This is a genomic window from Idiomarina fontislapidosi (assembly GCF_003226255.1).
Classification (GTDB): Bacteria; Pseudomonadota; Gammaproteobacteria; order Enterobacterales; family Alteromonadaceae; genus Idiomarina; species Idiomarina fontislapidosi.
In genome coordinates this window covers 109,249-127,944 of sequence record NZ_QJST01000001.1, presented here as the reverse complement: position 1 = coordinate 127,944, position 18,696 = coordinate 109,249, and the positions used below count along the sequence as shown (strand labels likewise).

Sequence of the window (18,696 nt, the reverse complement as noted above, 5' to 3'; positions counted from 1 at the left end):
TGAGAAGTTACTCGAATATACGTACAATAGCTTAACGATCTACAAACAGTCCAATGGAATCAAATAAATATGCAAATCAAAAAGGTACATGACTATCAGGCGCCCGCCGATCTGCTGGCTGGCAAAACGATTCTGGTTACAGGGGCAGGCGAAGGCATTGGCCGCCAGGCTGCGTTAAGCTTCGCTCAGCACGGTGCCACCGTCATTTTATTAGGACGGACTACGGCGAAACTCGAAGCCGTATATGATGAGATTGAAGCGGCAGGATACGCACAAGCCGCGATTGTACCGCTCGATCTTAAAGGCGCCACTGCGCGACATTACAAAGATATGGCATCGACCATTGAGAATCAGTTTGGTCATCTCGATGGTGTATTACATAACGCAGGTATACTCTCGATACTCTCACCCTTTTCGCATATCGAAGAAAATGATTGGAACGATGCTTTACAAATCAATGTCACGGGTCCAATGTTGATGACTCAAGCACTGATGCCCGTACTCGAAAAGGCGCCCTCGGCCTCAGTTGTATTCACATCATCGGGCGTAGGTCGTAAAGGACGTGCCTACTGGGGCAGCTACGCGGTATCAAAGTTTGCCACTGAGGGCCTCGCACAAGTGATCGCCGATGAATATGAAACAACATCGGTTCGCACCAATGTTATCAACCCTGGTGCCACACGCACGAAAATGCGCTCTAAAGCATATCCTGCTGAAGATCCAAAAACACTGAAAACGGCGTTAGATATTATGCCTACGTATTTGTATCTGATGGGCGATGACAGTAAAAATGAGAATAACCTGTGCTTTGATGCACAGTAATTCAACCTGAGGTTTATATGATTGCTTCGATAGCAAAAGGTTCGACTGTAGTATTCGCCCTATCTAGCTTCGCGGTTAACGCACAAGCAGAGGCACCCGAGCCGCCCAAAGTCGAGGTGGTAACATCCATTGAGACACAACAATGGATTGGCATTAGCGCGGTGAGTCGCAATACATTGTGGGTATCTGGCGTGAACGGTCGCATTGCCCGCAGTACGGATGCAGGGCAAAGTTGGCAATATTCGCAACCAGGTCCAGGCGACCTGCAATTTCGCGACATCGAAGCAATCGATGACCGCCGTGCCTATGCATTAAGTATTGGCGACAACGGTCAGTCACGTATCTATTTCACCGAAAACGGTGGCGGCGACTGGCGGTTACGTTATGGCGCGTCTAGCGATACGTTCTTAAATTGCATGGCACTCTCGCCATTGGGTGAAGCATGGGTGGCAGGTGACAGTGTCGGCGATCAATGGCGTATAGTGCGCAGCCCCAGCGGCCGTAATTGGATAAAAACCAACAGTGCCGTGAGTGAGAAACCGCAGAGTAATGAAGGTGGTTTTGCCTCGAGCGGCAGTTGTGTGCGGTACGCGAACGACACATGGATAATGGGAACCGGTAACGCGGACGTCGCACGGGTGTTGATTAAAGCGCGATTTGGCATTCGTTTTGATGTCATTGACACTCCCATGCAGTCGGGCCCTGGCGCTGGGATTTTTGCCGTGTACCCAGAGGACGAAGATGACTTTTACATTGCTGGTGGTCATCTCGAAGCCGAGCAAAATGAAAAATCTCGTCTGTGGCACTATCAGTCAGGCGAATTTACCGCATTGCCTGAGGCGCCGCTCGCAGGCGCATTATATAGCCTTGCGAAAGTCAGCCACCAAGGGGATTGGTTGTTGACTTCGAATCCATCGGGCGCCGCCGCTTATCATATACAAAGCGAAACTTGGCATAAGCTCAGCGATGCCAACATTTGGAACATCCAGTGTCATGGTGACGCCGCCTGTTGGCTCGCCGGTAAAGAAGGCTACTTAGCTAAACTGGTGTGGAAGCCAGAGCAAGCCCCCCAGACAAATGTTGTACCTTAGTAAAACCGAGTCGTGTCAATGCATTGGCCATTACGCCGCTGCGTTGACCCGAACGACAGACACACACGAGCGGTTCTGATTTTAGCTGCGGATGCTCATGGATAAACTGGATCGCCTCGGTCAGTGGCACATTAATTACCTGAGCATGAGCAGGTAAGTCATCCACTACGTGCTCTTGACGTTCGCGCACATCAATAATGGTAATATCCTCGCGCTGCCAAAATGCACTTACGTCATCGACCACATTAGCCACACCCTGTTGCATCGGTTCAGCGAGCACAAGTTGGTGGTCGGCATCTTTACGTGGGCAGACTAATGTTGCCTCACTAATGCAGTGTTTAATATCTTTAATTGATTGATGCGCGCCCAAAAAGGCGAAATCCACGCGGAGCCGCTCAGTTGCTTTGACCGGTTCACTCAGTAAGAAGGTAGGTTGATGGTCACCGAGCTTAAACAGACGACGTTCACCCACCGACAAACAGCCTTTAACGCCGCAGTCGCACTCAGCCGGCACCGCATCACAGCTCGCCACCGCAGTAGCAGGCCAGCCCCAATTATCGGTAGTTTGCTCGGTGTGTATCAGCATTGCCCTTAACATTGCAGCCGCTTGTTGTACGTCGTCGTCATCAGAGCTCACCAACACGCCTTTGACATCGTACTGTTGGCACTGTACGAGGTTCTCCAAACGGCCGGCCAACGCCGGGTGCGGATCGATAATCGCCACTTCACTCGCATCCCGATCAATCAACACATAGCAGCAGTGGTCGTCGTATTTTAACTGCACCACACCATCGAGCTTCGCATCGTGATCGTTATTGGTATCAGCCACGATTAAACAGGACTGTTGCAGCGCCTGAGCGACCAACTGAATGCGCTCACACGCCTTATCAATAGTATCTTGCGTCGTGGCGGGACCAAAGGACATGCGAATCGCTGATTCACTTTGCCAATCACTTAGCCCCATCGCATCAAGAACAAAGCTTCGTGTTACCTTTGAGCTACACGCCGATCCCGAGCTAACACGGATATGGCTGGCATCTAAAACGTCCATAATATCTTTTGACGACACGCCTTTGACTGAAAAGTTAAGTGTCGTCGGTACCGAAACCGAAAAGTCATGATTAAAAACAATACTGGGGAAAGCTGTCTGCAACGCCGTAACCAATTGGTCGCGATAACGTTCAAGCGTTTGCGTATCGGCAAATACCGATTGTTGCTCATCCAACATCAACTCAAACAGCGCATGCAACGCAGCGATACCCGGCAGGTTCTCGGTACCCGACCGGTGACCTGACTCTTGCCCACCACCAATAATAAGCGGTGTAAACGGCGCCGACTCACGAACCGCCATGAATCCAATACCTTTGGGACCATACAATTTATGTCCGCTAAACGGCGCGTAATCAATCGACATATCATCAAGTGCAAGCGGTAATTTGCCGAGCGCTTGCACACAATCAACCATCCAAGGTATCTCAGGGGCATGTGTGCGAATCACCTGTTCGAGCGCTTTGAGATCTTGCTTTACACCGGTTTCATTATTAGCGGCCATCGTGCATATCATGGCAGATTCACCCACGTGATCCGCAATAAATTGATGATCGAGGATGCCTTGTTGATCAACTGGAATGGCTTTGAGCTCAGCATTCAATCCCAGTAGCGTATTCCAATGCTGTAGCGCTTGCGGAACCGCTTTATGTTCCGTCGCGCCGTATAGCAAATAAGTCCGCGGCGCATCGGGATTATTCACCGCTGCGCGAATAGCAGACACAACAGCCGTTTGAATGCCCTCGGTCGCACCACTGGTGAAAATAAGCTTACCGGACGAGGCGCCCACCACGCGTCGTGCCAGCTGTCGTGTTGTATCGAGGATATAGCGCGCTTTCAGCCCGGTAACATGGCTACTACTCGGGTTGCCAAAGATGGTCTCCATGGTATGCGACACCGCTTCTGCAATTTGCGGAAGCACGGGGGTGGTGGCATTGCAATCCAGATAGAGTTCTTTACTGTCGCTATGTAGTGCAAACGGTTTCACGTGTGGCCCTCCTTCGAAACAACAGAGGCGCTTAACGCGCCCCTAATCACATAATGTTATAACGATATAACTGTTAAGGGTCAACGAATTTCGTTTTCCTTCCACTGAGCCTCTTTGCGCATGCGATCTTTTCGTTTATCGCAAGGCTCATCACAGTCGCACGCTTTTTCCATGCCTAATGCACCGATGCCACCACAACTGCCAGAAATTGATTTTTTCTGCATGATATAACCTACCGCCATCGCCAATACGACGACCACAAATAGGGCAAAAACAAGTAAAAATGTTTGCATGAGTACTCCTTCTCAGTCCTTAACTCTTCGCTTGCAGCAAGGGTTCAAACTGTGGACTGACAAACTCCTGAAAACCTTCATCGGTCTTAAACACGAGCATCACCGCCAGCTTATGTTGCTGAGCAAACGCTTTTGCGCGTTCAGGTCCCATCACCATCAAGGCCGTTGCATAAGCATCTGCTGACATACAGTCATTGGCATAAACGCTCACAGACACTAATTTATGCTGAATCGGCGCACCTGTCTCGGGATCGATAATGTGAGAGTAACGACGTCCTTCCTCAACATAAAAATTACGATAGTCGCCAGACGTGGCTAACGCGCCCTCATTAAATGAGACAACTTGTTGCACGGCTCGTTCCGTAGAAACAGGCTTTTCTATCGCAAGACGCCAAGGCTCATTATCCGGTTTTCCGCCGGAAGCTACGATCTCGCCACCAATTTCAACCAAATACTGGTTAATTCCCAGATCCTCGAGCAAACTCGCCACACGGTCTACGCCATAACCCTTTGCGATGGTCGACAAATCAACATAGACCTTAGGGTGCGATTTACTCAATTGATGGTTGTTAATCGCTAACTTTTCATAGCCCACATAGGCTTCGATTTCATCCAATTGCGCTTGAGTTGGAACCTCCTCCGGTCGATTCTGTGGACCAAACCCCCACAAATTAACCAAAGGTCCGACCGTCACGTCGAGCACGCCATTGGTTTCATCAGCGATCTCAATCGCGCGCGACACCACACGTTCGAGTGCTCGCGAGATAACCACCGGCTCGGTTGAATAATGCTGATTAAACTTCGACAACTCCGACTCAGGGTCATACGTCGACATTTGCGCATTAACCTGTTCAAGCACCGTATCAACACGGCGTTGAATCTCTTCTTTGCCATAACGCGGGTCTTTGCTATACACCGTAATGTGATAACTGGTACCCATGGTCGCACCCTGCATTTTTATAACGCGAGGGGCATCGGAGCAAGAAACCAAAAAGGCTAGCCCCAAAAGGGCTAGCCAGAGTTTGCTTGCTAATGCATGTTTCAATGTAGAAACGTTCATTAATTAGCCACCAAAGTCATCCAACATAATGTTTTCATCTTCTACGCCCAACTCTTTGAGCATATTGATGACCGCAGCATTCATCACTGGCGGACCACACATGTAGAATTCACAGTCTTCAGGCGCATCATGGTCTTTCAGATAGCGCTCATAAAGCACGTTGTGGATGAAACCTGTGTCACCATCCCAATCGTCCTCTGGCTGCGGGTCTGATAACGCAACATGCCATTCGAAGTTATCGTTCTCTTCTTGCAGCATATCGAAGTCTTCAGTGTAGAACATCTCGCGCTTAGAACGTGCACCGTACCAGAACGAGATCTTACGATCGGTGTTCAAGCGACGTAATTGGTCAAAGATGTGCGAACGCATAGGTGCCATACCTGCACCACCACCGACGAACACCATTTCCGCTTCAGTTTCTTTTGCAAAGAACTCACCGAACGGACCAGAAATAGTCACTTTGTCACCTGCTTTCAAACTAAAGATGTACGATGACATCTTACCTGCTGGCAAGCTCAAATCGTTTGGCGGTGGCGTTGCACAACGTACGTTAAGCATGATGATACCCTTTTCATCAGGGTAGTTAGCCATTGAGTACGCACGTACAACTTCTTCATCGACTTTAGACTCAACATCTAAGAAGCCAAAACGTTCCCAGTCGCCACGATATTCAGGCGCGATATCGAAATCTTTGTACTTCACGTGGTGTGGCGGACATTCGATCTGAATATAACCACCCGCACGGAAAGGTACTTCTTCGCCTTCAGGTAACTGTACAACGAACTCTTTGATGAAGGTCGCTACGTTGTCGTTTGATTTAACAACACAGTCCCACTTACGAATACCAAAGACTTCTTCTGGCAATTCGATTTTCATGTCTTGCTTCACGTTAACTTGGCAAGACAAACGCACGCCTTCACGCGCTTCTTTTTTCGTAATGTGGTCAAGCTCGGTCGGCAGAATGTCACCGCCGCCGTCTTTAATGGTGACACGACACTGGCCGCATGAACCACCACCACCACACGCAGACGATACGAAGATGCCCGCATTGGCAAGTGCGCCCAACAGTTTAGTACCAGGTTGGGTCACGATCTTTTTGTCTTCGTCGTCGTTAATCAGGATTTCCACATCACCCTGAGGTACCAATTTTGATTTAGCGAACATAATGATCGCGACCAAAACCAGTACGATGATGGTGAACATCGCTACACTGAGTGAAATCAGTTGAATATCCATCGATTCGTACCTTTAACTTTTATCGATTCAACATACTGGTTATAGAGATACGCCGGAAAACGACATAAAGCCCAAACCAATCAGACCCACTGACATAAACGTCGCACCTAGACCGCGTAAGCCATCAGGTACATCTGCATATTTCAGTTTTTCACGTACGGCTGCCAAGGCAACAATTGCCAATGCCCAGCCCGCACCACTTCCGATCCCGTATACTACGGATTCGCCGAAGTTATAGTCACGTTCGACCATGAACGATACACCACCAAAGATCGCACAGTTTACTGTGATCAATGGCAGGAAGATGCCCAGCGCGTTGTACAAGGCTGGCACAAACTTATCCAAGGTCATTTCAAGGATCTGAACAAGTGCTGCGATGACACCGATAAAGGTCAAGAAACGTAAAAAGCTCAAGTCCGCATCCGGGAAACCAGCCCAATCGAGCGCACCAGGCGCTAGAATGTTGTGATAGATCAAGTTGTTTGCCGGTACTGAGATACCCAGTACCACGATAACCGCTACACCCAGACCAAAGGCCGTTTTAACTTTCTTAGATACCGCCAAAAAGGTACACATACCTAAGAAGAATGATAGTGCTAAGTTCTCGATGAATACGGCACGAATAAACAGGTTAATATACTGTTCCATTGTGCTTACTCCTTAGGTTCGACTTGTTCGGTGCGGAAAGTACGCAGTACCCAAATAAATCCGCCAATGATAAAGAACGCACTCGGTGGCATTAACAACAAGCCGACTGGCTCATACCAACCACCTTCTGACACGAGTGGCAGAATCTGTACGTCGAACAAGCTACCCGAGCCAAATAGTTCGCGCACGAAACCAACAACTAGCAACACCACAGAGTAACCTAAACCGTTACCCAAGCCGTCCAAGAACGACATACCTGGTGAGCTTTTCATTGCGTAAGCTTCAGCACGACCCATGACGATACAGTTAGTAATGATCAAACCAACGAATACCGACAGCTCTTTAGAAATCTCGTACGCATACGCGCGCAAGACCTGATCCACCACGATAACCAAACTTGCGATAATGGTCATCTGAACGATGATACGCACGCTCGAAGGAATGTGGTTTCGGATAATTGAGATAAATAAGTTTGAGAACGCAACAACCGCGGTCAAGGCAATACACATAACCAGTGTATTGCTCATTTTAGATGTTACCGCCAACGCTGAACAGACACCCAAGATCTGCAGCGCAATTGGGTTGTTTGCAAATATCGGTCCGAATAATACGGACTTCATTTCTTTTGCATTAGCCATTGGTCAGCTCTCCTTTGCGCAATTTGTCGAGTAACGGACCGTAAGCACTATCGCCCATCCAAAACTCAATCAGTGCGTCAACACCGTTACTGGTTAGGGTTGCACCTGAAAGCGCGTCAACTTCGTGTTCACCTGAAGCACCACCTTTCACCAAGTCAAACTGGACTTGACCGTCATCGCCGTAAAGCTCTTTGCCTTGCCATGTTTTAACCCATGCAGGGTTGGTGATCTCGCCACCTAGGCCCGGTGTTTCAGCGTGCTCGTAGAATGTAACACCTTTAACGGTGTTAAAGTCTCCTTCAAGTGCGATTAAACCGTACATGGTTCCCCAAAGGCCTTGGCCACGGATGTGCAATACTGCACCTGTCGTTGAGCCGTCTTCACCTTTAATGAGATAAACCTCTGTCATGTCCTCACGCGTGCCTAAACCTGCTGGGTCTTCTGACTTCGCAAGTCGAGTGCTGCGATCAGGATCACCAGCGGCTTTACGGTTATCAAACTCCGCCGGGTCAACGTCCTGCATCACTTGGTAGTCTTCTAAGCTCACTACCAACGGTTGAATACGCTCACCGTAGACGGCTGGGACATCCATACCTTGCTCATAGATACCTGCAGCGCCGAGGATGTTTTCCTGCATCGCTAACGCAGCGTTACGCTCTTGCATTGGTTTTAAGCCAATCGCAGCACCAGAGACAACGATAGAACAAACCAAACACAGCGCCAGCACTACACCGACCGTTTTGCCTAAACTTTCATTCTTCTTAGACATTACGTGCTAACCTCCGTTTAATGTTGGCTTGCGCTACGAAGTAGTCAAACAATGGTGCAAAGACATTCGAGAACAAGATCGCTAACATGATGCCTTCAGGGAAAGCCGGGTTGACGACACGAATCATCACCGTCATGAAACCAATCAAGAAACCGTATGCGAACTTACCTTTGTTAGTAAATGAAGCCGATACGGGATCGGTTGCCATAAACATCATACCAAAGGCAAAGCCACCCAATACAAGATGCCAGTACCACTGCATCGCAAACATCGGGTTGGTATCACTTCCAATCAGGTTAAGCAGGCTTGAGAACACCACCATACCCAAGAACACACCACTGACGATGCGCCAAGAAGCAATACGGAAATAAATCAGTGCCAAACCACCAATCAAAATCATCAACGTCGATACTTCACCGACTGAACCTTGGATGTTACCTAGGAAAGCATCCCACCACAGTGCGGTGTTGCTGTAGTCAATTTGACCCATCGCTGCTTTACCCAGGTTGGTTGCACCTGAATAGCCATCCACCGCAGTCCAGATAGAATCACCTGACATGCTTGCTGGATAAGCGAAGTACAAGAATGCACGACCGGTTAACGCAGGGTTTAGGAAGTTACGACCTGTACCACCGAAGATTTCTTTACCAATCACGACACCGAATGTGATACCGAGTGCAACCTGCCAAAGTGGCGTTGTTGCAGGTAAGATCAACGAGAACAGTACAGAAGTGACGAAGAAGCCTTCGTTAACTTCGTGCTTACGCACTGAAGCAAACAATACTTCCCAGAAACCACCTACGATAAAGGTGACCGCATAAATAGGTAGGTACCAACACGCACCGTACCACATCTTAGTGCCCCAGCCGGCATCGCCGCCAAAGTCACCGCCGAACAAATGGAATAAGCCCACCTGCCATGCGTCACCTAACTGATAACCTTCAGCCAACGCCATCGCGGCTTGGTTACCAACGTTATACATACCCCAGAACATGGCTGGGAATGTCATCATCCATACCAAGATCATGATGCGCTTCAAGTCGATACGGTCACGAACGTGAGTTGTCGACTTGGTCACCGTGCCTGGTGTATACAGAATAGTGGCTACCGCTTCGTAAAGCGCGTACCACTTCTCGTATTTGCCGCCTTTTTCAAATTGCGGCTCAATACGCTCGAGTGTTTCTTTCAAGCTCATGGTTAGCCTTCTTTCTCAATCTTAGTGAGACAGTCTCGCAACACTGGTCCGTACTCATACTTTCCAGGGCATACGTAGGTACACAATGCCAGATCTTCCTCATCCAGCTCCAAGCAACCAAGTTGCTGACCTTCATCAGTATCGCCTGATAACAAGTCACGCAATAATAGCGTTGGGACGATATCCAGCGGCATCACGCGCTCATAGTTGCCGATAGGCACCATAGAGCGTGCAGAACCATTCATAGAAGTGGTCATGCTGAATAGCTTCTTCGGATTGAAGTGGCCCGCATAGGCACGCGTAACCGAGTGTAAATCCGAACCAGGACGGATCCAACCGAACAACTCTTTGTGGTTGCCTTCTGGAATAACACTCACCTGATTGTGGAAACGACCCAACCAACGATGTGCATCATCTGCTGTGTGACCGTTCAATACGGAGCCAGAAATAATACGGTTGTTGTCGCCAACTAGCTCACCTTGAGTAAGCTCAGCTAAGTCCGCACCCAAGCGCGTACGTACTAAACGAGGCTCTTTAACACCTTCACCCGCCAGCGCGACAAAGCGCTCAGTGAAGATTTCGCCCGTTGTGAACAGCTTGCCATACGCAATCACGTCTTGATAACCAATGTGCCAAGCTGGACGCTTCAGGCTCACAGGGTTCAAGAAATGCATATGAGTACCCACCAAACCGGCTGGGTGTGGGCCTGTAAATGATTCTAACTGTACGTTAGCATCACCTACGTCCACTTCTGCATCGGCAGCTTTGACCACAAACACTTTGCCTTCAGTGAGGTTAGAAAGTACTTTCAAACCATCAATGAACGCTTGTTTATGCTCATTAATATAAACAGTCGGGTCGCCAGACAATGGATTAGTATCCATTGCATTGATGAAGATAGCGGTAGCTTCAGCGTCTAGAGCAGGCGCTTTACTGAATGGGCGCGTTCTCAGTGCTGGCCATTGGCCCGATTCTACAAGAATCTCTTGCACTTTTTCGCGACCCAGACTGTTAAGCTTAGCGCTTTCAAATGACTCAAAGGTCACTTGTTCATCGCCATCAAGCTCAACTACAACTGCCTGCAGCACACGGCGAGCACCACGAAGGATGTCTTTCACCTTACCTGCGCCAGGGGCAGTGTATTTTACACCTGGATTCTTTTTGTCTTCGAAAATCACCTGACCTTTTTTTACACGATCGTCCACTTTCACGTGCATGGTCGGGCGCATACCGACATACTCTTCACCCAAGGTAGCGACCGTCGTCACGGCCTTACCGTCGGATAGTTGCTGCTGGGGAGCACCCTTAATTGGGATATCCAGCCCTTTTTTGATCGTAATCATATGCGTTTGCACTACTCGTTAGGGAAGATTCATCACAACCAGCTATAATAACTGGAAACCTGAAAAATCAATAAGTTACTGATAAGGGCCCACTTCTAGTAAAACCGATACCAGTGACTAGAAAACGTAATCCACACTTATCGTCTGGATTTTAACACTTTTTACACTCCGCTTACCAGTTTACTTTGGGATTTACATCCGCTTCGTAATCGACATTATCGAAACCAAAGCCAAACAAGCGTAAAAAGTCTTGGTGATAGCCCGCATAGTCAGCCAGCTCATGGAAATTCTCTTGCGTGACCTGATCCCATAACGCTTCGACTTTCGCCTGCGTTTTTTCATTGGTCTCGTAACCATTCATGTACAGGCGACCGGCTTCATCTAAAGTCGGGTTATCTTGGTAAAGCCCCTCGGTAAACAGGCGATAAATCTGTTCAATGCAGCCTTCATGTGTGCCCTCTTCTTTCATCACACGATAAATCAGCGAGATGTATAGCGGCATTACAGGAATCGCAGAACTGGCTTGCGTTACCAGTGCTTTTAATGACGATACGTAGGCAGAGAGGTCAATATCGCTGTATTGGTCACGGAGCGCTGCGGCGGCGCGGTCCAGATCCTCTTTCGCACGCCCAATGGTCGCATGTCCATAAATTGGCCAAGTCAGCTTTTTACCGATATAGGTATATGCCGTTGTTTGACATCCTTCAGCAAGCACACCGGCATCGTGCAATTGTTTAATCCAACGCTCCCAATCTTCACCCCCCATGACTTTAACCGTATTGGCGATTTCGTCGTCGTTGGCTGGCTCAAGTGAGATATCATGCACTTCATCTTTGTCCGTATGGTACGTCTTGGTGGTATACGCCTGACCGACCGGCTTCAAGGTCGAGCTGTACACTTCACCCGACTCTGGGTCTTTACGCTTAGGCGACGCCAAGCTGTAAACCACTAAGTCGATCTTGCCCATGTGCTGTTTAATGTAATCGATAGTCTCTTGCTTGATTTCATCAGAGAACGCATCACCATTGATGCTGTGATAATTCAGACCCGCTTTCTCGGCTTCTTGATGAAACGCCGCAGTGTTATACCAGCCCGCAGTACCCGTGCGCTTCTCGCTCGGCTCTTTTTCAAAACACACACCAACGGTATGAGCACCACTACCAAAGGCTGCCGTAATTCGTGATGCCAACCCGTACCCTGTTGAACAACCCACAACCAGCACATTCTTAGGGCCATCGGCGACTGCGCCTTGTTGTTTTACGAACTCAACTTGGCGGTGAACATTCTCAGCACAGCCTACGGGATGTGCGTTGGTGCAAATAAATCCACGAATTTTTGGTTTAATAATCATAGTGCTTCCCTAGTTTAAATTTTTCGCCATTGTACGGGTTCTCGGGCCCATAACATATCTTACCTGCTTAGGTTAATGACCACCGCCCATGCAATGAGGCGAGTCGGGCGCTTGCCCCTGTGCCTGCCACTCTTGCTCAGTGTAAGTATGTAGCGCCAAAGCATGAATCTGACTCAACACATCGGCTAACACACGATTCACTGAACGGTGACGTTGTATTAACCGTTTGCCTTCAAACTCATCACTCACAATGGTTACTTTAAAATGCGATTGCGCATCGGGTCCCGACGCATGCATGTAGCTTTCGTCTTTAACATCCAATAACTTGGGTCGAAATGCACTGTTCAGTGCATCTTCTATCATCGGCTTAATTTGACTCATTAGTAGGTCGCTCCTTCGTCAACAGCACTTAAGCACACCCGCTCCGATGCCGCCAGAATCGCCACCGCTGGAAACACTTGTTCGGCAACGGCGCCCGCAGATTTTGATGCCGGCATCGCAAGGCGGTAACGCGAGGCACTCACCGAGCCATCGATTTGGTAAAGAATGAATGGCTGCTCTCCTAATACCTCGTTAAGGGCATCGATGCCCTCTTCACGATAAGGAGGGAATGCGCTGACATCGCCGGTGAGACGCCAACCGTTTAATTCGGATGATGATGCCAACAGGGCTTCATTGGTTCGATCGCGGCAGAAACTGACTTCAATTACGGCACGACTTAAACGCCATTCCGCATTGGGTAATTGGACTAAATCGAGTTGCGCAATCGGATTATCATGCGTCACTGAAGATGAAGTGGACGGACTACAGGCGCTGAGTAAAAGCCCACTCAACGCCGTTAATAAAAATCCCAAACGAATCGATGCTCGCTGCACAGATACACTCCTGTAAGATATGTCTTGCGGGAGTATAGCAATTGCAGCCAAAGACTTCAGCCGCATTCGAACTCAACCCGTGTTGATTTTAACTACTTTTTAATTGCTTGTTCAATATCGGCTAAACTATTCAGCCACGCACGATCTAATGCACGCACTAAGCCGTCGTAACCATCGTCATTCAGTGGTACGCGCTGCTCAAACGCGCCTTCAATCATCGCCTCGGATGCGGGTTGATAGCGCCAGAAACCGGCCACCACAGCCTCGCCTTGGGTATTGCCGTAGAACTGCATCAAGGTAACCCGTAACGGCTGCTCACAACGCTCGGTGAGCTGGCGTTGCAAACTATTTTGCAACTGCGACTCTAAGCCACCCAACCAACGGTTGTTGCGCGCTTCAACCATGAGTAAGTCACTTTCCTGCACCATCACGCCGTCTTGACCAATGCCCGCATCGATAGAAACGAGCCGAGTTTGAGTATCACAATAGCCCTGCGTTGGTTGGTTTAAGTGCGGCAAGCGATAGTGCTTAACGTTAACCGAAGGCTCCACACTGCAGGCAGCGAGCATGGATAACGTAGCGCCGACAATAAACACCGCTTTAATCTTTAGCTTGAGGCTCTGGATCATCTTCTGCTTCCGTATTAAATAGTAACGCATTGGGCTTACGACGTAAGGTTTCTACCAGTGGCTTCAGATCACGCGACATCGACTCAAGGTTCTGCAATGTGCGATCGAGTTGCTCGCGATTCGCTGAACCTGACTCAAAATCAGCGAGAATGCCATTCAATCGGTTAACCGATTGTTCAAGCGACTGCGGTAACGCCTCCCAGCCCGGTTGTTCAATAATTTTCTTAACCTGTTCAGTCAAGGCTTGAATCTGCTCCGCCGTATCATCGGTCGAAGCCATCGCCTCGGTAAATTGATTAACACTTTGGTTAAGTGGCAAGTTATTCAACGTATCCAAGATTGAATTAAGCTTTTCTTCTAAGCGACTAAAGTTACTCACAATCGTCGGCATCACCGGATAACCCGCAAAGGTATCTTGTTGTATGGCTTCTTCATCGGGATAAAAGCGCAGATCCACGTACAAGGTGTTGGTTAAAATATTGGATGCACGAATCGAGGCACGTAAGCCTTGCTCAAAGAATCGACCCAAATATTGGCGCCAACGTTCAAGATCGGTGGAAGCCACTAAGCCCTCCAATCTATCCGGTTCATAACGAATTAACACAGGAATCAATCGCAACGGTTGTCCACGCCCTGCTTCTGGCTGCCAACGGAACGGCACCTCAACCACGGTACCCACTCGAATGCCTTTGAACATCACCGGCGAGCCTGCCACCAAACCATCGACAGATTCATCGAGCAAGAGCACATATTCGATACCGCGCGCGTAACCTTGTTGCTCGGCTTCTTCCTGACTGGCGAAGAGCTTAAACTCGGCCATCTCTTGCAGCGGCTCACCGACTGGCTGGCCATTGGGTACCCCAAAGCTGATGCCAGCGCCTAGCAAAGACTCAACGGAGCCAACGGAAACATCCACACCATCGGGCTTCCAGCGAAACGATACGCCACGCTGTAACCAAAACCGCGTATTTTCGGTCAACAACTCATCATAGGGCGACTTGATAAACACGTGATAAGTCGTCGCTCGGGCTTCAACCGAGAAATCAACCTGTTCAACTGTACCGACGGTAACGCCGCGATACTGAACGCTATCGCCCACCACAATATTCGCCGCACTATCGCTATTTAACACGATGCGCTTGCCTTGTGTGTCACCATCCGTAACCGGGGGCTGCTCGAGCGCCGTAAATTGGTCACGCGGCTGCTTAGACTCACCGGGCTCGAGTTGGACATAGGCTCCCGACAATAGTGTGTTCAAACCTGAAATACCACGTCGCCCAATGCGCGGCTTCACCACCCAAAACTGCGAATCTTCAACAAGCATACCACCTGTGTCCGCGTTCATTTCGATATGCAGCTCAGCCGACTCAAAATTACTCGACAACTTAATCTGCGTGACCTGGCCGACATCAACATTACGTACACGCACCGCCGTTTTGCCCGCCTGCAAGCCCTCCGCATCTTTTATCTCAACGATAATTTGGGGACCACTCTGATCGCGCTCCTGCCATACCATCCAACCGGCCACCAAAGCCGCTAGAATAGGTACAAGCCAAATCGGCGAGACGAGTTTACGTGTCCAGTGTGTCATTCAGTTGGTTTCCTTGCCCAAAATTGTCGGGTGTCAAAGCTCATTGCAGCTAACATCGTTAATATCACAGTACTGGCGAAAGCGATCGCTGCGTGACCAGGATAGACCGACATCAACGCGCCATTTCGTACCAGTGCCACTAAGACCGCGACGACAAAAATGTCGATCATCGACCAGCGGCCAATCCAATCCGTTATCCGATACAACAATAGCGCGCTTTGCGGCCGCTTTGAAGTATCCTGCTGAGCCAAAATGGTTAACACAGCTAAAACCAGAATTTTAGCAATCGGAATGACCAAGCTGGCAACAAAGACGATAATCGCGATGGGCACATCACCACTTTCCCAGAGCGTCAACACGCCGCCGATAATGGTCTGAGGTTCTGTGGTCCCGAGTGCCACCGTCTCCATGATAGGTAATAATTGAGCAGGAATCAGCATTACGCTCGCAGCCAACAGTAACGCAACGGTGAGCGAAGTGCGTCGAAACCGGATGGTCCAAAGCGGTTCGTGGCAGCGCCAGCATTCAGTGCGCGCGGACCCATTCGCAGCGTAACAAACGGGGCAGCCGAGTACCTGATGTGCTCGTGCACTCTGCCCTACCATCGGTCGGTACTCGACCGCGTTTTCATCAACCGGCCACAGCGGGTGTCGTTTCATTCGCTCAACGACAATCAACAATAGCGTTACGAAGCCTGCAAACGCCATTACGCCATAACCAAACTCAATCGATGCATAACCCGCCAATTTAATAAAACTAATTAACGCACCAATGAGAAATACATCCGCCATCATCCACACACGAATGTATTTAATTGCCCGCACCAGCCAACGACCCAAGCGAGAGCGGGCGCGTTGCCGCCACAGTAACACTGCCGCCGATGCCATTAAAAACAGCGCAGGTAACACCACCACTGACAGCAATACAACGATAGCAAGCCACTGCTCATGAAAGGCGAGCAACTTGCGACTGCTGTCGAGCAGTGTCATCTGTTGCCCTTGACCCGATACGCTGTAGCTCACGAAGGTCATTTCGGTCGCTGGTATGAGTAATAGAAGCGCAGCAATAATGAGCGCGAGCGTATGACTCGCACTGAGTGTGTGGCCACCTAGAAAGTGACCACAACGTTGACATCGACTCGAAGCCCGATCGCTGACCCAGTTAACTTGGTCGCAATCAGGACAAACGCGCACATCTTCGACGTTACTCGTTACCCTCATCGGTACTTTTCTCCGGTGTTATCATCGCGATAACGACCCAGCCCGGCGCAGGTTTAAGCTCACGCTCGGTAGTGAAGATATGAATTTTCTTCTGATCGTCGAGTGCAAACATCGGCACAGCGCGTGCGCCATATTGTTGCTGATACTCTTCAAAGCCAAAGTTCTCAGTAATCGGCGTCGACTTCATCTTGGCGCCCTGAAAGTGCAGGCTCGCCAATTTCGAGTACGTGATGCTATCACCGAACAAGTTCAGCGTGTTTTTGTAGTTTTCAGACAGCTGATGGCTGGCACGGAAGTCTGATTCACCACTGTTCAGTCCGTGGACTTTTGCGCTACCGAACCAATCCTGATAATAAACAGAAACCAGCGGATTCAACTGTTTATAAGGCGACATCACGAGCAAGCGGCCGATGCCGGTGAGATCGATATTATTCGATGCGTGCTCTGAAGCAGGGTTACCAAAATAAACCGGTAAATTATCCATCCGTGCTAAGCGAATATTTTCCCAGTTGGTATCAGCAAGACGTACAGGAATATCATGCTCTTTTAAAACGGTCGCCACCGCCCGAGCCATTTGGTTGGCACCAAAGATAAGAAAGCCCCGTGCAGGGGGTTCAATCAAGCCTAACAGTCGCGCTAACGGTTTAGCCGTTAAGCTTTGCAATACAACCGTCATCATGATGACCAAGAATACCAGCGGCACAATCTGCGACGCATCGGTCCAACCGGATTGCTCCATTTTTAACGCAAACAACGCAGAAACGGCGGCTGCTACGATACCGCGAGGCGCAATCCAGGACAGCAACAACTTATCTTTAAAGCGCAACTCAGTGCCTATCGCTGACAACCATACACTCAGTGGACGCACCAAGAACATAATGACGGCGAGTAGGATAATAGACGGCACACCTAACGCATCAAAGTCAGCAAAATCGAGGCGAGCGGCGAGCAAGATAAATAACGCCGAAATAAGGAGCACCGACAGGGTTTCCTTAAACTCTAAAATTTCATCGAGATTAAGGTTTTTGGTGTTGGCCATTGCCATACCCATGACGGTCACTGTCAGTAGACCCGACTCATGCTGAATCGCATTGGATAGCGCAAACACACCCAGTACAATGGTCAACGTGGCAACGTTTTGTAAATAGTGCGGGAACCATCCGCGGCCCAATGCAAGACCTAGCAACTTAGCCGCCGCCCAACCAAAGAAGAACCCGATACCGATAGTCTTGGCAAACGCCTGCACAGCATGCAGCATCGCCACATCTTGGCTGGCGATAATAAACTCATACACTAAGACCGCCAATAATGCGCCTAATGGGTCGATGATAATTCCTTCCCAACGCAAAATATTAGCCAGCTTATTGATAGGACGGATGGAGCGGATCATCGGCTGAATGACCGTTGGCCCAGTGACCACGACTAAGGCGCCAAACAGCGATGCGATCTCCCAGCGCCAATCCATAATAAAGTGTGTCGCAACACTGATAGTCACCCAGGTCACCACCATACCGATGCTGACGAGGTTGGTTACCATGCGACCGTGACCACGTATTTCATCAAACTTGAGCGTTAAGCTTCCCTCAAACAGGATGACCGCAACAGCCAACGAAACCACAGGGAATAATAGTTGGTCGAACAATTGATCAGGTTGCAACCAACCTAACGTAGGTCCTACCAAGAGGCCACAGACTAGCAACGGCAGAATCGCCGGCAGTTTAATGCGCCAGGCTAACCATTGGCAGCAAATCGACAGCACACCGATAAGCGCTAACATGGATAAGTCAGACATAGGGTCTCCAGTAAAGTATGAGCTTAAGCTCTGTTATTTTAATTGACATTGACCGCCACTCAAATGAGAATGGCTATCATTAAATTTTAATTTTGATACACTTACGCT

At 49.2% G+C, this 18,696-nt stretch carries 18 protein-coding genes; 2 read left to right on the top strand and 16 right to left on the bottom strand.

Features of this window, described 5'->3' with window-relative positions; all coding sequences use genetic code 11:
- The first annotated feature begins 69 nt into the window (after window positions 1–69).
- Window positions 70–822, top strand: a complete 753-nt coding sequence (locus tag DFP83_RS00630) for a YciK family oxidoreductase (protein ID WP_110572159.1) — start codon at window positions 70–72, stop codon at window positions 820–822.
- A 17-nt stretch (window positions 823–839) separates the two neighbouring features.
- The gene (locus tag DFP83_RS00625; protein WP_110572157.1) at window positions 840–1,913 is read left to right on the top strand and encodes a WD40/YVTN/BNR-like repeat-containing protein; all 1,074 of its coding nucleotides are present in this window, start codon (window positions 840–842) and stop codon (window positions 1,911–1,913) included.
- On the opposite strand, the gene DFP83_RS00620 is transcribed toward DFP83_RS00625, so the two are convergent.
- The 16 genes from DFP83_RS00620 to DFP83_RS00545 all read right to left on the bottom strand — a co-directional run bounded on the left by DFP83_RS00620 (window position 1,861) and on the right by DFP83_RS00545 (window position 18,588).
- Window positions 1,861–3,948, bottom strand: coding sequence for an aminotransferase class V-fold PLP-dependent enzyme (locus tag DFP83_RS00620; RefSeq protein WP_110572155.1), 2,088 nt, complete (start codon window positions 3,946–3,948; stop codon window positions 1,861–1,863). The genes DFP83_RS00625 and DFP83_RS00620 overlap by 53 nt on opposite strands.
- 80 nt (window positions 3,949–4,028) lie before the next feature.
- A complete protein-coding gene (gene nqrM, locus DFP83_RS00615; protein WP_071463485.1) occupies window positions 4,029–4,241 on the bottom strand; it encodes a (Na+)-NQR maturation NqrM in 213 nt (70 codons plus the stop codon).
- 19 nt (window positions 4,242–4,260) lie between these two features.
- Window positions 4,261–5,301, bottom strand: coding sequence for an FAD:protein FMN transferase (locus DFP83_RS00610; RefSeq protein ID WP_110572153.1), 1,041 nt, complete (start codon window positions 5,299–5,301; stop codon window positions 4,261–4,263).
- Between the two features lie 3 nt (window positions 5,302–5,304).
- A complete protein-coding gene (gene nqrF / locus DFP83_RS00605; RefSeq protein WP_083405117.1) occupies window positions 5,305–6,531 on the bottom strand; it encodes an NADH:ubiquinone reductase (Na(+)-transporting) subunit F in 1,227 nt (408 codons plus the stop codon).
- A gap of 45 nt (window positions 6,532–6,576) precedes the next feature.
- Complete coding sequence (gene nqrE / locus DFP83_RS00600) at window positions 6,577–7,185, bottom strand: NADH:ubiquinone reductase (Na(+)-transporting) subunit E (protein WP_071463482.1); 609 nt, start codon at window positions 7,183–7,185, stop codon at window positions 6,577–6,579.
- Between the two features lie 5 nt (window positions 7,186–7,190).
- A complete protein-coding gene (locus tag DFP83_RS00595; protein WP_110572152.1) occupies window positions 7,191–7,823 on the bottom strand; it encodes an NADH:ubiquinone reductase (Na(+)-transporting) subunit D in 633 nt (210 codons plus the stop codon).
- A complete protein-coding gene (locus DFP83_RS00590) occupies window positions 7,816–8,592 on the bottom strand; it encodes a Na(+)-translocating NADH-quinone reductase subunit C (RefSeq protein WP_110572150.1) in 777 nt (258 codons plus the stop codon). Before DFP83_RS00590 ends, DFP83_RS00595 begins: the two co-directional genes overlap by 8 nt.
- A complete protein-coding gene (locus tag DFP83_RS00585) occupies window positions 8,585–9,787 on the bottom strand; it encodes an NADH:ubiquinone reductase (Na(+)-transporting) subunit B (RefSeq protein WP_110572148.1) in 1,203 nt (400 codons plus the stop codon). Before DFP83_RS00585 ends, DFP83_RS00590 begins: the two co-directional genes overlap by 8 nt.
- Before the next feature lie 2 nt (window positions 9,788–9,789).
- Entirely contained in the window at window positions 9,790–11,130 is a 1,341-nt protein-coding gene (locus tag DFP83_RS00580) for a Na(+)-translocating NADH-quinone reductase subunit A (RefSeq protein ID WP_110572146.1), read from the bottom strand.
- A gap of 172 nt (window positions 11,131–11,302) precedes the next feature.
- The gene (gene fabV, locus DFP83_RS00575) at window positions 11,303–12,481 is read right to left on the bottom strand and encodes an enoyl-ACP reductase FabV (protein WP_110572144.1); all 1,179 of its coding nucleotides are present in this window, start codon (window positions 12,479–12,481) and stop codon (window positions 11,303–11,305) included.
- Window positions 12,482–12,553: 72 nt separating this feature from the next.
- Window positions 12,554–12,862, bottom strand: coding sequence for a BolA family protein (locus DFP83_RS00570; RefSeq protein ID WP_110572142.1), 309 nt, complete (start codon window positions 12,860–12,862; stop codon window positions 12,554–12,556).
- On the bottom strand, window positions 12,862–13,356 hold the full coding sequence (locus DFP83_RS00565; RefSeq protein WP_110572140.1) for a hypothetical protein: 495 nt from the start codon (window positions 13,354–13,356) through the stop codon (window positions 12,862–12,864). Before DFP83_RS00565 ends, DFP83_RS00570 begins: the two co-directional genes overlap by 1 nt.
- A gap of 92 nt (window positions 13,357–13,448) precedes the next feature.
- Window positions 13,449–13,985, bottom strand: a complete 537-nt coding sequence (locus DFP83_RS00560; RefSeq protein WP_157981508.1) for a PqiC family protein — start codon at window positions 13,983–13,985, stop codon at window positions 13,449–13,451.
- A complete protein-coding gene (pqiB, locus tag DFP83_RS00555; RefSeq protein ID WP_110572136.1) occupies window positions 13,957–15,576 on the bottom strand; it encodes an intermembrane transport protein PqiB in 1,620 nt (539 codons plus the stop codon). The genes DFP83_RS00560 and pqiB overlap by 29 nt, the downstream gene beginning before the upstream one ends.
- Window positions 15,573–16,796, bottom strand: coding sequence for a paraquat-inducible protein A (locus DFP83_RS00550; RefSeq protein ID WP_110572134.1), 1,224 nt, complete (start codon window positions 16,794–16,796; stop codon window positions 15,573–15,575). The genes pqiB and DFP83_RS00550 overlap by 4 nt, the downstream gene beginning before the upstream one ends.
- Window positions 16,780–18,588 carry a cation:proton antiporter gene (locus DFP83_RS00545; RefSeq protein ID WP_110572132.1) on the bottom strand — a complete coding sequence of 603 codons (1,809 nt, stop codon included), beginning with the start codon at window positions 18,586–18,588 and terminating at the stop codon, window positions 16,780–16,782. The genes DFP83_RS00550 and DFP83_RS00545 overlap by 17 nt, the downstream gene beginning before the upstream one ends.
- Window positions 18,589–18,696: the final 108 nt, after the last annotated feature.

Excerpts from the sequence above, each read along its gene's own strand:
- DFP83_RS00630 (WP_110572159.1), top strand. The coding sequence starts at position 70 with ATGCAAATCAAAAAGGTACATGACTATCAGGCGCCCGCCGATCTGCTG.
- DFP83_RS00625 (WP_110572157.1), top strand. The coding sequence starts at position 840 with ATGATTGCTTCGATAGCAAAAGGTTCGACTGTAGTATTCGCCCTATCT.
- nqrM (WP_071463485.1), bottom strand. The coding sequence starts at position 4,241 with ATGCAAACATTTTTACTTGTTTTTGCCCTATTTGTGGTCGTCGTATTG.
- DFP83_RS00610 (WP_110572153.1), bottom strand. The coding sequence starts at position 5,301 with ATGAACGTTTCTACATTGAAACATGCATTAGCAAGCAAACTCTGGCTA.
- nqrE (WP_071463482.1), bottom strand. The coding sequence starts at position 7,185 with ATGGAACAGTATATTAACCTGTTTATTCGTGCCGTATTCATCGAGAAC.
- DFP83_RS00595 (WP_110572152.1), bottom strand. The coding sequence starts at position 7,823 with ATGGCTAATGCAAAAGAAATGAAGTCCGTATTATTCGGACCGATATTT.
- DFP83_RS00590 (WP_110572150.1), bottom strand. The coding sequence starts at position 8,592 with ATGTCTAAGAAGAATGAAAGTTTAGGCAAAACGGTCGGTGTAGTGCTG.
- DFP83_RS00585 (WP_110572148.1), bottom strand. The coding sequence starts at position 9,787 with ATGAGCTTGAAAGAAACACTCGAGCGTATTGAGCCGCAATTTGAAAAA.
- DFP83_RS00580 (WP_110572146.1), bottom strand. The coding sequence starts at position 11,130 with ATGATTACGATCAAAAAAGGGCTGGATATCCCAATTAAGGGTGCTCCC.
- fabV (WP_110572144.1), bottom strand. The coding sequence starts at position 12,481 with ATGATTATTAAACCAAAAATTCGTGGATTTATTTGCACCAACGCACAT.
- DFP83_RS00570 (WP_110572142.1), bottom strand. The coding sequence starts at position 12,862 with ATGAGTCAAATTAAGCCGATGATAGAAGATGCACTGAACAGTGCATTT.
- DFP83_RS00560 (WP_157981508.1), bottom strand. The coding sequence starts at position 13,985 with ATGATCCAGAGCCTCAAGCTAAAGATTAAAGCGGTGTTTATTGTCGGC.
- pqiB (WP_110572136.1), bottom strand. The coding sequence starts at position 15,576 with ATGACACACTGGACACGTAAACTCGTCTCGCCGATTTGGCTTGTACCT.
- DFP83_RS00550 (WP_110572134.1), bottom strand. The coding sequence starts at position 16,796 with ATGAGGGTAACGAGTAACGTCGAAGATGTGCGCGTTTGTCCTGATTGC.
- DFP83_RS00545 (WP_110572132.1), bottom strand. The coding sequence starts at position 18,588 with ATGTCTGACTTATCCATGTTAGCGCTTATCGGTGTGCTGTCGATTTGC.